We start from the raw sequence: 11,799 nt of genomic DNA on the forward strand, positions 1-11,799 counted from the left end.
ATGCGATCAGGATTTGGGAAACCAGGGGAAGAACATCGGCGTGCGCCGCTGGTACGCGCGGTAGTCGTCGCCCCGCGTGCGCAGGGCCTGTTGTTCGGTGAACGGAATGCCGCTGATGAAACGCAGGAACAGGTACATCAGCACCGGTCCGAGCAGGCCCAGCCACGCGTGCGGGGCGCCCACCGCGGCAATGGCCCAGGCGCACCAGTGCAGCCATTCGAAGAAGTAGTTGGGGTGGCGCGAATAGCGCCACAGGCCGCGGTCGCAGGTACGGCCACGGTTGCCCGGATCGGCGCGGAAGCGCGCCAGCTGCGCGTCGGCCAGCGCTTCACCCAGCACCGATACCACCCACAGCAGCGCGGCGGCACCCAGTTGCAATGGCGAAGGTTGCGGGTGTGCGACCACCGCCGCCAGCGGCAGCGAGAACAGCACCACCAGCAGGGCCTGGAACAGGAAGAAGCCCAGGAATTTGCGCTGGTCGCCGTCCCAGTGCCGGCGCAGCGCACGGTAGCGGCCGTCCTCGGCCTCGCTGCGCACGCGCCGCCACAGGTGCAGGGCCAGGCGCAGGGCCCAGGCCGCGCCGAGCACGCCGACCAGCATGCGTGCCGCCGGGGCGCCGCTGCCGGTCAGTGCCAGCCATGGCGCCGCCCCGGCCAGGCCCAGGGCCCACAGCACATCGACGATGCCGGCATTGTCGTGGCGGCGCTGCCAGTGCCAGCCGCACAGCATCAGCACGCCGGCGAACGCGCCGATCCCCACCAGTTGACTGCCCAGGTTCATGACGTGTGTCCTCGCGGTATGTCACGTTGCAGGCCCCGCGCGGCCAAAGCGGCCAGCGCCGGCATCGCCAGCGCCCAGCCGGCGCCGAGTGCCAGCAGCGCGTGCCAGCGGGGTTCGGAGAAGCGCAGCGCATCCCAGCCGCTGGCCGCGCCCAGGTACGCCAGCGGCCCGCCGACGGCGCCGAGCGCGGCGGCCAGCCACGGGCGCCGGTGCAGGTAGCCGAGCAGCGGCACCACCACCAGCGCGAACGCGCACCACAGCGCCAGGATCCACGCCGGCGGACCGGCCCACGGCCAGGCGGCGTAGTCCAGCAGCCCGCTGCCTACCCACACGGATTCGAGCAGCAGGCCGATGCCCAGCGCCGCCAGCAGCAGGCGCAGCTCCAGCGCACGCGCCGGCGAGACCGCCAGCCGCCACAGCGCGAACAGCGCGCCCGCCAGCACGCCCGGCCACCACGATCCGCGGCCGGCGCCGATCACCGCCACGAACCAGGTCGCCTGGTAGGCCAGCAGGATCGCCAGCGTGTTCATGCCGGCTCCGCGTCCGCCGGGCGCCAGCTGGGCTTGGCCAGGACCAGGTGGGCCACGCCGATCGAGCGCTCGCGGAAGCCACCTTCGCAATAGGCCAGGTAGAACTCCCACAGGCGGATGAAGCGTTCGTCGAAGCCCTGCGCGCGCACCGCCGGCAACTGCGCCAGGAAGCGCTCGCGCCACGCCTGCAGGGTGCGCGCGTAGGACAGGCCGAAGTCCTCCAGCGCGATCAGCGCCAGGTCGCTGCTGCGGGTCTTGGAGGCGAGCATCGCGCTGATCGAGGGGATGAAGCAGCCGGGGAACACGTGGCGCTTGATGAAATCCACCGACTCCAGCGCCTGCGCGTAACGGTGGTCCTCGATGGTGATCGCCTGCACCAGCGCCAGCCCGTCGGGCTTGAGCAGGCGTCCGATCTGGCCGAAGTAGCTGTCCTGGAACTCGGCGCCGACCGCTTCGATCATTTCGATCGAGACCAGCTTGTCGTATTGCCCGCGCAGGTCGCGATAGTCCGACTGCAACAGGGTGATGCGCCCGCCCAGCCCGGCCTCGGCGATACGCGCGGCGGCCAGGTCGTGCTGCTCGCGCGAAATGGTGGTGGTGGTGACGCGGCAGCCGTAGTGGCGCGCCGCGTGCAGCGCGAACCCGCCCCAGCCGGTGCCGATCTCCAGCACGTGGTCATCGGGCCCGAGCGCGAGCTTGCGGCAGATCAGGTCCAGCTTGCGCGTGGACGCCGCTTCCAGGGTGTCGTCGGCCCCGTGCCAGCAGGCCGACGAGTACATCAGGTCCGGCGACAGGAACAGCCCGAAGAACGCGTTGCCCAGGTCGTAATGGGCGGCGATGTTGCGGCGGCTGCCTTCGCGCGTATTGCGGCGCAGTGCGTGCAGCGCTTTCATCGCCAGCCCGCCCAGGCGCGCGCTGCCGGTCTCCATGCCGTCGAGCAGGTCGCGGTTGCGCACCAGCAGGCGGATCAGCGCGACCAGGTCGCTGCACTGCCACAGTCCGTCCATGTAGGCCTGGCCGGCGCCGACGCTGCCGTGGGTGGCCAGTGCGCGGTAGAAGCCCGGGTCGTGGATCCGCAGGGTGACCGTGGGGCCCGCGTCGGCCGGGCCGGCCTGCAGCGTGCCCAGCGGGTCCTCGATCCGCAGTTGGCCGTGGGCGAAGCCTGCCAGCCGCCGCAGCAGGTGCCGGCGCAGGAAGCGGTCGAGGGTGCCGAAGCCCGGTGCGGTGCCGCGCTGCACGATGCTGTTCAAGGGGAGTCTCCGGAAACACGGGGGTGGGGATGGAAGGGGGTGCGCCTGAGCCACAGGCGCAGGGCCTGCCAGTAGATCGCGGCAAGTACCTGCGCGGTCATCAGCGGGTAACGCCACAGCACCCGCGCGAGCGAGCGCCCGTCCAGCGGCAGCCGGCGCAGCGACAGGTGGGCGTCGAATTCGCGGCGGTCGCCGTCGGACACGTTCATGCGCACCAGCAGCTGCGACTCCGGCAGGCTGAAGCGCCAGTCGTAGCCGCGCTGCATGCCCATGAACGGGGACACGTGGAAGGTCTTGTCGAACGTCCATGCCGCCAGCCGACCGGACTGCCGCGCCTGCGCCAGCGGCAGCACGTAGGCATGGCGCTCGCGCCAAGGGGTGTTGGTGATCTCGGCCACGATGCTGTGCAGGGTCAGGCCGTCGGCCTGGAAGCAGTAGTAGAAGCTGACCGGGTTGAAGCTCAGCCCGCCGTAGCGCAGGTGGGTGAGCAGCCGTACCGGCCCTTCCGGGCGCTGCCCGGTGGCCGCCTGCACCCGATCCTTGACCGCCTCCTTGAGTGGCCGCGTGGCCGGGCCGAGGAAGTCGTCGCGGTGGAACGCGGCCAGGTTGCGGCGGCCCACCGACCACAGCCAGCGCCCGGCGAACACCTGGTCCAGTTCGTCCAGGTCCAGGTACAGCTGCGCCAGGCGATAGCTGAAGGCGTGCGCGCGCGGGTGATGGCGGCGATGGTGCACCACGCCCTCGTAGACCGCGCTGTGCAGGAGCGGCTTCATGAGGTGGGCCAGCGCACGCCCAGGCCGGCGGCGACATCCACCGCGCTGCGCATGCCGTCCTCGTGGAAGCCCCAGCCCCAGTAGGCGCCGGCGAACCAGGTCCGGTTCTGCCCCTGGATGACGGCGCGGCGCTGCTGCGCGGCGACCGATTGCGGGGTGTACACCGGGTGCTGGTAGGCGAGGCGCCGCAGTACCCGCGCCGGGTCGACCGCCTCGCTGCGGTTCAGGGTGACCACCAGCGGCTCGGGGGCATCCAGGCCCTGCAGCAGGTTCATGCAGTAGCTGACGGTGCACGGCGCGTCGGCATCGCCCGGGACGAACGCGTTCCAGGCCGCCCATGCCTTGCGCCGGCGCGGCAGCAGCGACGCGTCGGTGTGCAGCACCACTTCGTTGGGCTGGTAGCCGATCGCGCCGAGGATCGCCTGTTCGTTGTCGCTGGCGTCGGCCAGCAGCGCCAGCGCCTGGTCGCTGTGGCACGCCAGCACGACCTGGTCGAACACCTCGCTGCCGGCGGCGCTGTCCACGCTCACCCGGTCGCCATGGCGGTGTATGGCCCGCACTGGGCACGCCAGCCGCTCCTGCACCGTCCAGCGCGCGCGCAGCGCGTCGACATACCGCGCCGAGCCGCCGCGCACCACCCGCCACTGCGGGCGCCCGCTGACCTGCAGCATCTGGTGGTTGGCCATGAACTGGACCAGGTAGCGTGCCGGGAACTGCAGGATCTGCCGCGGCGGCGAAGACCACAGCGCCGAGGCCATCGGCACCAGGTGTTCGTCGCGGAAGGCCGCACCGTAGCCATTGGCCTGCAGCCACTCGCCCAGCCCGGGGCCCGGGCCGTCGCCCTCGAGCAGCGCCGGCGCCTGCCGGTAGAAGCGGAACAGGTCGCGCACCATGCCCAGGAAGCGCGGCGAGAGCAGGTTGCGGCGCTGGCAGAACAGCGCATCCAGCGAGGTGGCGTTGTACTCCAGCCCGCTGCGCCCGTTGTGCACCGAAAAGCTCATGGTGGTGGGCTGGGTCTGCACCTCCAGCGCCTGGAACAGCCGGGTCAGCAGCGGGTAGTGGTCCGGGTTGTGGACGATGAAGCCGGTGTCCACCGCGTACGGGCGGCCGCCCACGCTGACGTCGTGGGTGTGGGTGTGCCCGCCCAGGTAGTCGGCGGCCTCGAACAGCACCACCTCGTGCGCCTGCGACAGCAGCCAGGCGCTGGCCAGGCCGGCGATGCCGGAACCGACGACGGCGATGCGCATCTCAGCGCTCCCCCCGTTCCAGCACCCAGGCGGGCACCGGCTTGAGGTCGCGCACCAGGCCCAGCAGGGCGAGCAGGCGCAGGCCGTACCAGGTCAGGTCCACCTCCCACCAGCGAAAGCCCTGGCGGGCGCTGCTGGAGTAGAAATGATGGTTGTTGTGCCAGCCCTCGCCGAAGGTGAGCAGCGCCAGCAGGAAATTGTTGCGGCTGTCGTCGGCGGTCTCGAAGCGGCGGCTGCCGAAGCGGTGCGAGAGCGAATTGATCGTCACCGTGGCATGGAACAGCACGACGGTGGAGATGAAGAACCCCCACACCAGCAACTGCGCGCCGCTGGTGTCCAGCGCCGGCCACAGGTGCTGCAGCAACGCGCCGGTGGCGTACAGGGCGATGGCCATGGCCACGGGTACCGCCACGTCGTAGCGGTCCAGCCAGCGCAGTTCCGGGTAGCGGGCCAGGTCCGGCACCCGGCTCAGGTCGGTGGCGAACGCGCGCGGGGTCATGAACCAGCCCATGTGGCTGCGCCAGAAGCCGTGCCGCGGCGAGTGCAGGTCCTGCGCCTGGTCGGCATGGCGGTGGTGGTGGCGGTGGTGGGCGGCCCACCACAACGGGCCGCGCTGCACGCTGGCCGCGCCGATCAGCGCGAAGACGAACTGCAGCCCGCGCGAGGTCCGGAAGCTGCGGTGCGAGAAGTAGCGGTGGTAGAAGCCGGTGATCGCGAACATCCGCACCACGTACAGCACCCCGGCCACCAGCAATGCCACCGGCGAGACCCCGACCCAGATCACCCCGGCGCAGCCCAGGTGCAGCAGCACGAACGGCAGCACCCGCAGCCAGTCGACGCGGTCGGCATCGGCATCGTTGGCCGGCGCCGCGGCGGCGCTGTCGAACCACAGGCGCAGGCTGCGCAGGACACGGGCGGGCGCCGGGGAGGCGGGCGGGGCAGGGGGAGGAGCTGGGTGCAGGGGCATTGCCGGTGGTCCGCGGGGTACGCCTTTCTATACGGTATTGCCGCGCCGTTGGATGCAGGCGCCGTGGCCACCGGCCTGCATCCAAACCGGGGCCGTCCGCGTACAAGCAGGCAGATGCCCGCACCGCCTGCCAACTGCCCTACCATGTGCCCGGACGCCCACCCTGGAGACCTGTCGCCCTTCGAGGCGGCCAGAGTCATGTCGATCGCCGAAACAAGCCTGGGCAGTGCCGGGTACTGGTCCGCGCAGATGCAGGCCGTCGCCCTGCAGCGCGACCAGCGCTGCTTCATGCGCATCTACGATCACTTCGCGCCGCGCGTGCGGCTGTACCTGCGCGGGCTCGGTGCGCCGGAGGTGGTGGCCGAGGAGCTGGCGCAGGAAGCCCTGCTGCGGCTGTGGCAGCGTGCCGACAGCTACGATCCGGCGCGCAGTACGCTGTCGACCTGGCTGTTCCGGGTCGCGCGCAACCTGCACATCGACCGGCTGCGCCGCGAGACCCACTGGACCGCGGTGGAGATCCAGGACGATGACGGCCTGGAGTTCTGCCAGGAGACCGAGGATCCGGATTTTTCCTCGGCCGAAAGCTATGCGGCGCATGCCGACCTCAACGAGCGCATCGAACGCCTGTCCGCCATCCAAGCACGCCTGATCCGCATGTCCTACTTCGAAGCCAAGTCGCACCAGCAGATTTCCGACGAGCTGGGCATGCCGCTGGGAACGGTCAAGTCGTACATCCGCCGCGCCTTCCAGCAGCTGCAGTCCAGCGTGAAGGGGGCCGCATGAGCCCGCGCCATCACCTGGATCCGGCAACCCTGGTCAGCCACGCCGCCGGCGCCCTGTCCGCGGCCATGGCGGCGGTGGCGGCGACCCACCTGGAGGGGTGCGCGCACTGCCGGCGGCAGCTGGCCGCGGCCGAGCACGTCGGCGGCGCGCTGCTGCTGCAGCAGCAGCCGGCCGTGGCCTCGGCGCGCGAGGCGCAGCTGCGCGGCGACATCCTGGCCCGGTTGCAGCAGCCGCTGCCGGCGGCCGCGGCCGAACCGGCCCCAGCGCCGATGCACCGGCCGGCCGAGCTGCTGCCGCGGGCGCTGCATCCCTACTTCGGGCGCACCTGGAAGGCGCTGCGCTGGCGCTGGGTCGCCCCCGGCGTGCACCTGGTGCGTGCCGCGGCGGGCAGTGGCGACACCCTGGTCATGCTCAAGATCGCGCCGGGCAAGAGCATCCCCCTGCACAGCCACCACGGCAGCGAGCTGACGCAGATCCTGCAGGGCGCGTACGACGACGAGCTGGGCCATTTCGGCCCGGGCGACATGGCCGACCTGGACAGCGACATCGAGCACCGGCCGATCACCTCGCCGGGGGTGCCATGCGTCTGCGTGGCGGCGCTGGACGGCCCGCTGCAGTTCCGTGGCTGGCTGGCGCGCAAGATGCAGCCGATGGTCGGCCTGTAGCCGGGCACACCCGGACACCGGTGCCGGGCCATTGCCGGCCCGGCAGCGCGCCACCGTGGCCGGCTCAGCCGCGGTGGCGCAACGACAGGAATTCGCGGCGCAGCGCCGGGTCGCTAAGGAACTTGCCGCGCATCACGCTGTTGGTCATCTTCGAGCCGTCGTCCTTCACCCCGCGCCAGTGCATGCAGTAGTGGTCGGCTTCCATCACCACGGCCAGGCCGTCGGGCCGTAGCCGCTGTTCGAGCAGCTGCGCGATCTGGCTCACCGCCTCCTCCTGGATCTGCGGCCGGCTCATGATCCACTCGACCAGCCGCGCATACTTGGACAGGCCGATCAGGTTGGAGTTGGCGTCGGGCAGCACTCCGATCCAGACCTGGCCGATGATCGGGCACAGGTGGTGCGAGCAGGCGCTGCGCACCCGCAGCGGGCCGACGATCATCAGTTCGTTCAGGCGCTCGGCATTGGGGAATTCGGTCACCGCCGGCGCTGGCTGGTAGCGGCCGGCGAACAGCTCGCGGACGAACATCTTCGCCAGCCGGCGGCCGGTGTCGCGGGTGTTGTGGTCGTTGTCGGTATCGATCACCAGCGCGCGCAGCAGCTCCTGCGCGCGGGCGGCAACCTCGTCCTCGATCGCGGCCAGCTCGCCGGCATGCAGGTGCCCGGCGATGTTGTCGTTGGCATGGAAGCGCTGGCCCGCGCGCAGCAGGCGCTGGCGGACGCGCTCGGACACCGGCAGCGGCAGCAGGGTGTCGAGCAGGGTGGGGTCGTTCGGTGGCTGGGACATGGGAGAGCGCTCGGTAGCGGGGCGGGGGAGGCCCGGTCCGGCGGACGCCGCAGGGCCGGGGCATGGTCGTGCTTACGCGGGCATCGGGGCGTTGGATGTGCGCAGGGTCACAGCGCGTCCAGCCGCGCCCGCAGCTGCGCGGCCTGCTGGGCCAGGGCCTGGCGCTCGCCGGCCGGCATCCGCGCCAGCTGCCGGTAGGGCAGGGCCAGGCGCGGGTTGTGCGCCAGCCGCGGCGCATGCCGATCGAGGAAGTCCCAGTACAGCGCATTGAACGGGCAGGCGCGGGCGCCGGTGCGCAGGTCGCGCCGGTAGCGGCACTGGCCGCAGTGGTCGCCCATCCGGTGCAGGTAGGCGGCCGCCGATACATACGGCTTGGTGGCCAGCAGCCCGCCGTCGGCGAACTGGCTCATGCCCAGGGTGTTGGGCAGCTCGACCCACTCGAAGGCATCGATGTAGATGCCCAGGTACCAGCGGTGCAGGGCCTGCGGGTCGAGCCCGGCGAGCAGCGCGAAGTTGCCGATCACCATCAGCCGCTGGATATGGTGGGCATGGGCGTGGGCCAGCGATTGCCCGATCGCCCCGCGCACGCAGGCCATGTGGGTGTCGCCGGTCCAGAACCAGGCCGGCAGGGGCAGGTCATGGCCGAAGGCATTGCACTGGTCATAGCCAGGCATCCGCGCCCAGTACACCCCGCGCACGTACTCGCGCCAGCCCAGGATCTGGCGGATGAAACCCTCCACCGCGGCCAGCGGCGCGCGGCCATCGTGGGCGGCGGCCTCGGCGCGGGCGATGACCTCGGCCGGATCGAGCATCTTCACGTTCAGCGCGAACGACAGCAGCGAGTGGAACAGCCGCGGCGCCCGCGTGCTGATCGCGTCCTGGTAGTCGCCGAAATGCGCCAGCCCGTGGTCGAGGAAGGCCTGCAGCTGCTGCAGGGCTTCGGCGCGGTCCAGTGGCCAGCGCAGCGCATGCGCCTGCGGATCGCCGAAGCTGGCGACGCCGGCGGACTGGATGCACTGCCAGAGCGCGCGCAGGTCATGCCGCGGGCGGGTATCCGGCGGCTCCGGGGGATCGCCGCGCCACGGCTTGCGGTTGTCCGCATCAAAGTTCCAGCGCCCGCCCAGGGGCCGGCCGTCGGGTTCGAGCAGGACGTGGTGGCGGCGGCGCATGTGGCGGTAGAACGGCTCCATGGTCCAGCGCCCGCGGCTGCCGAAGAAGCGGGCCGCCTCCCCGCGTCCGGCCAGGAAGTGGTGGCTGTCCACGCAGCGCACCGGGATCGCCTGCCGCGCCGCATACCGGCGCAACTGCGCGTCCAGCCGCCATTCGTCGGGCGCCTGGTATTCCAGCGCGGTGGCGGCGTGCTGCGCCAGCAGCCGGTCCAGGTTGTCCACCAGTGACGGGCGGTTGCCGGCATCGTCGATCGCCAGGTAGTCGACCCGGTGGCCGGTCGCGCGCAGGTGCGCGGCGAAGCGCCGCATCGCCGCGAAGATCGCCAGGATCTTCTGCGCGTGGTGTAGTACGTAGTCGGTTTCCTGGCGGACTTCCATCATCACGTACAGCACGTCCGCATCGGTGTGGTCGAACCACGGGTGCCGCGGATCGAGCTGGTCGCCCAGCAGCAGCCGCACGCAGGTCACGGCGGGTCCGTCGGCAGCGCCGGGGACAGCGCGTATTTCAAGGCCACCGCGACCAGCAGCACCGCCAGTGCCAGCGCGACCAGCGCCGCCACGGTGGCGCCGGCAAGCGGTGACTGGATCTGGCGCACATAGACGCCCAGCAGCCCCCACACCGCCGGCAGCGCGTACCACGGGTTGCCGCGCAGGATGGCCAGCATGCCGAGCAGCAGCATCGCCGCCAGGCCGCACAGGGGCAGCGTCCACGGCAGCATGTGATCGACCGGCAGCAGTTTGAACGCCACCACCACCTGGGCGACATTGAGGAACACCGCCAGCGACACCCAGCCGGCGTGCAGCGACAGCGGCAGCCATTGCCACCACGGCTGGCGCGCGTGGCGGCGGGTATGCGAGGCCAGCCACGCGGCCGCCAACAGGCAGCCCAGGCTCAGCCAGATCACCGCCAGCGCCAGCCAGAACCACTGCCGCGTGAACACCACCATCCACAGCGAGGTCAGGGCGAAGCCGGCGGCGGTGAACCGGCGGATGCGGCGCAGCCGCCAGCTGTCCTCGCCGGTAACCAGCTGGCCGATGCCGAACACCACGTCCAGCGCGAAGATCGGACCCCAGATCGCGAACGCGTAGCCGGCGGCGACGATCAGGGTCGGGTAGCGCGCGGAGATCTCGCCGTTGGTCGGGCCGAACAGGCCGCTGTTGGACAGCCACCCGACCAGCGGCATCGACAGCGCCAGCAGCAGTACCGCCCATCTCATCGGCATGCTCCATCGAAGGTGTCCTTGTCCTGGCCGGTTTCAGGCCAGTGCTGGGGAACCCGCTCGATCCGCGTGGTGTCGTAGCCCAGCGCCGCCGCGCGCTGCAGCATGGCCTGGTAGTCGGCGTCGGGCACGCTGGGGGTGCGCGCCATGTACCACAGGTAGTCGCGGGCATCGCGCACCACCATGACCTGGCTGTAGTCCGGCGCCAGCCAGCCGATCAGGTACTGCGCCTTGAACAGCCCGAAGAAGCGCACCTTCCATTCGGCATTGCCGGTGCCGGGCTGCACCAGCCCGGTGGATGCCAGCAGCTTCACCGGCGCCTGGAACCCGCCGGGGCGGTAGCGGTACCAGGTACACACCTGGCCCTTGCTGTCCAGGCGGTAGGTTTCCACCGGGTTGTGGTTGCCGCGCTCCAGGCGGGTGGGAATGATCCCGATCACGTACCAGCGGCCCATGAAGCGTGGCAGGTCCACCGAGCTCACCGGCGTGATCGGAGGGTGCTTGGCCTGGGCGCAGCCGCTGAGCAGGGTGGCCATCAGCAGCGGCACGAGGAAGGGCCGGGCAAGGCGCATGGCGTGCATCCGTGATCGGGGAGATGCCGGGGTTTACGCAGCAACGGCCGCCATGGATGCATCCAAGTGCCCATCGCCTGCGTACAAGCCGGTGACTGCACAGCCGCTCCGGGCCATCGCCATGTCCACCCGTCGCACCGTCATTGCCCCTGCGCCCGCCCCCGCATCGCCGGCTCCGCGGACCCTGCGGACGGGGGGGCACTGATGCCGCGCATGCGCGCGAAGGCCGAGCTGCCGCAGCGCATCTGCGCGGCCTGCGGGCGTGCGTTCGCGTGGCGCCGCAAGTGGGCGCGCGACTGGGAAAGCGTGCGCTACTGTTCGCGGCGTTGCCGTGGGCGCAACTGAGGAACGACGTCATGGGCAAGCGCATTCTGCTGGTGGGCGCCACCGGCCTGGTCGGCCAGGGGGTGCTGCGCGTGCTGCTGGGCTCGGACCAGGTGGAGGCGGTGAGCGTGCTGGTCCGGCGCCCGCTGGCCTCGCCCGATCCGCGCGTGCAGGTGCTGCTGGCGCCGGAGTTCTCCGCCGTGGCGCTGGCCGCGATCGACCTACGCGACCACGACGCCTGCCTGTACTGCGCCGGCCCGATGCCGCTGGGCCTGTCGGAGGCGGCGTACCGCGAGGCGACCGTGGCGACGCTGGAACGGGTGCTGGCGGCGTACGCCGGCGCCAACCCCGGTGGCTTCGTGGCGTACATCTCCGGCATGGGGGCCGATGCCGGCAGCGCGCTGATGCCGCTGCGGGTCAAGGGTGAAGCCGAGCAGGTGCTGGCGCGGAGCGGGCTGGCCCACACCAGCGTGCGCCCCGGCGTGGTCCGCCCGGTGCACGGCACGGTGTCGCCGCACCGGCTGCGCCGCGGCCTGTACGCGCTGGGCGACCCGCTGCTGGCGCTGCTGGCCGGCGCCTGCCCACGGGTATTCACCACCACCGAGGCGATCGGTCGCTGCCTGCTGCGGCTGGTGATCGCCCCCGGGCCGTGGCCGGCAGTCGTCGAGAACGCCGATATCGCCGCCCATGCCGGTTGACCGCCAGCGCGGGTGGCTGGCCCGGGTTGCGTGGCAG

At 71.4% G+C, this 11,799-nt stretch carries 14 protein-coding genes; 4 read left to right on the forward strand and 10 right to left on the reverse strand.

What is annotated here, in order from left to right; all coding sequences use genetic code 11:
- Positions 1–6 precede the first annotated feature (6 nt).
- Genes ACJ7VY_RS01685 through ACJ7VY_RS01710 form a run of 6 tightly spaced genes read right to left on the reverse strand, consistent with a single transcriptional unit; the run spans position 7 to position 5,547 of the window.
- On the reverse strand, positions 7–780 hold the full coding sequence (locus ACJ7VY_RS01685; protein ID WP_321989845.1) for a DUF1295 domain-containing protein: 774 nt from the start codon (positions 778–780) through the stop codon (positions 7–9).
- Complete coding sequence (locus ACJ7VY_RS01690) at positions 777–1,310, reverse strand: DUF2878 domain-containing protein (RefSeq protein ID WP_409476240.1); 534 nt, start codon at positions 1,308–1,310, stop codon at positions 777–779. Before ACJ7VY_RS01690 ends, ACJ7VY_RS01685 begins: the two co-directional genes overlap by 4 nt.
- Positions 1,307–2,560 carry a class I SAM-dependent methyltransferase gene (locus ACJ7VY_RS01695; RefSeq protein ID WP_409476241.1) on the reverse strand — a complete coding sequence of 418 codons (1,254 nt, stop codon included), beginning with the start codon at positions 2,558–2,560 and terminating at the stop codon, positions 1,307–1,309. The genes ACJ7VY_RS01690 and ACJ7VY_RS01695 overlap by 4 nt, the downstream gene beginning before the upstream one ends.
- Positions 2,557–3,333, reverse strand: coding sequence for a DUF1365 domain-containing protein (locus ACJ7VY_RS01700; RefSeq protein ID WP_321989847.1), 777 nt, complete (start codon positions 3,331–3,333; stop codon positions 2,557–2,559). Before ACJ7VY_RS01700 ends, ACJ7VY_RS01695 begins: the two co-directional genes overlap by 4 nt.
- The gene (locus tag ACJ7VY_RS01705; RefSeq protein WP_104937870.1) at positions 3,330–4,580 is read right to left on the reverse strand and encodes an NAD(P)/FAD-dependent oxidoreductase; all 1,251 of its coding nucleotides are present in this window, start codon (positions 4,578–4,580) and stop codon (positions 3,330–3,332) included. Before ACJ7VY_RS01705 ends, ACJ7VY_RS01700 begins: the two co-directional genes overlap by 4 nt.
- 1 nt (position 4,581) lies before the next feature.
- Positions 4,582–5,547, reverse strand: coding sequence for an acyl-CoA desaturase (locus tag ACJ7VY_RS01710; protein WP_409476242.1), 966 nt, complete (start codon positions 5,545–5,547; stop codon positions 4,582–4,584).
- Between the two features lie 144 nt (positions 5,548–5,691).
- Here ACJ7VY_RS01710 and ACJ7VY_RS01715 point away from each other — a divergent pair, with 144 nt between their 5' ends.
- Positions 5,692–6,330 (forward strand): sigma-70 family RNA polymerase sigma factor, encoded by a 639-nt coding sequence (locus tag ACJ7VY_RS01715; RefSeq protein WP_104937871.1) that lies wholly within the window; start codon positions 5,692–5,694, stop codon positions 6,328–6,330.
- Complete coding sequence (locus tag ACJ7VY_RS01720; RefSeq protein WP_104937872.1) at positions 6,327–6,995, forward strand: ChrR family anti-sigma-E factor; 669 nt, start codon at positions 6,327–6,329, stop codon at positions 6,993–6,995. Before ACJ7VY_RS01715 ends, ACJ7VY_RS01720 begins: the two co-directional genes overlap by 4 nt.
- 64 nt (positions 6,996–7,059) lie before the next feature.
- Here ACJ7VY_RS01720 and folE read toward each other — a convergent pair whose 3' ends face one another.
- From folE to ACJ7VY_RS01740, 4 genes are all read right to left on the reverse strand, one after another.
- On the reverse strand, positions 7,060–7,779 hold the full coding sequence (gene folE, locus ACJ7VY_RS01725; protein ID WP_104937873.1) for a GTP cyclohydrolase I: 720 nt from the start codon (positions 7,777–7,779) through the stop codon (positions 7,060–7,062).
- A 107-nt stretch (positions 7,780–7,886) separates the two neighbouring features.
- Positions 7,887–9,416, reverse strand: coding sequence for a cryptochrome/photolyase family protein (locus ACJ7VY_RS01730; RefSeq protein ID WP_409476243.1), 1,530 nt, complete (start codon positions 9,414–9,416; stop codon positions 7,887–7,889).
- Entirely contained in the window at positions 9,413–10,165 is a 753-nt protein-coding gene (locus tag ACJ7VY_RS01735) for a hypothetical protein (RefSeq protein WP_409476244.1), read from the reverse strand. Before ACJ7VY_RS01735 ends, ACJ7VY_RS01730 begins: the two co-directional genes overlap by 4 nt.
- Positions 10,162–10,740, reverse strand: coding sequence for a lipocalin family protein (locus ACJ7VY_RS01740; protein WP_409476245.1), 579 nt, complete (start codon positions 10,738–10,740; stop codon positions 10,162–10,164). Before ACJ7VY_RS01740 ends, ACJ7VY_RS01735 begins: the two co-directional genes overlap by 4 nt.
- 213 nt (positions 10,741–10,953) lie before the next feature.
- Here ACJ7VY_RS01740 and ACJ7VY_RS01745 point away from each other — a divergent pair, with 213 nt between their 5' ends.
- Both ACJ7VY_RS01745 and ACJ7VY_RS01750 read left to right on the forward strand, forming a co-directional pair.
- On the forward strand, positions 10,954–11,085 hold the full coding sequence (locus ACJ7VY_RS01745) for a DUF2256 domain-containing protein (RefSeq protein ID WP_293760436.1): 132 nt from the start codon (positions 10,954–10,956) through the stop codon (positions 11,083–11,085).
- Positions 11,086–11,096: 11 nt separating this feature from the next.
- Positions 11,097–11,762 carry an oxidoreductase gene (locus ACJ7VY_RS01750; protein ID WP_409476246.1) on the forward strand — a complete coding sequence of 222 codons (666 nt, stop codon included), beginning with the start codon at positions 11,097–11,099 and terminating at the stop codon, positions 11,760–11,762.
- The last annotated feature ends 37 nt before the right edge of the window (positions 11,763–11,799 follow it).

Origin of the sequence: Stenotrophomonas sp. Y-13, assembly GCF_046267925.1 — a bacterium.
GTDB lineage: Bacteria > Pseudomonadota > Gammaproteobacteria > Xanthomonadales > Xanthomonadaceae > Stenotrophomonas > Stenotrophomonas acidaminiphila_A.